General features: G+C 38.3%; 1 protein-coding gene. It reads right to left on the bottom strand.

Annotated elements, in window-relative coordinates:
* Positions 1 to 243: amino acid permease (locus SB717_RS38850; RefSeq protein ID WP_410908591.1), on the bottom strand; the 243-nt coding region annotated here is incomplete at both ends.

Genomic DNA, 243 nt, shown 5'->3' with positions numbered 1-243 from the left:
ACAATGTCCATCCCATTAAATGAGCAACAAACTCACCAATTGTTGCATACGAATATGTGTACACACTACCTGAAACAGGAAGTGTAGATGCAACTTCTGCATAACATAATGCTGCAAATCCACAAACAATTGCTGCAATCATAAATGAAAAAATAACTGCTGGACCAGCATCTCTTGCTGCTACTAATCCAGTTAATACTAGAACTCCTGTACCAATTATCGCACCAATCCCTAGCATTGTTA

Origin of the sequence: Priestia sp. SIMBA_032, assembly GCF_046535215.1 — a bacterium.
GTDB lineage: Bacteria > Bacillota > Bacilli > Bacillales > Bacillaceae_H > Priestia > Priestia aryabhattai.
Note: the sequence above shows the minus strand (reverse complement) of the source record. Positions and strands in the feature narration are given on the sequence as shown.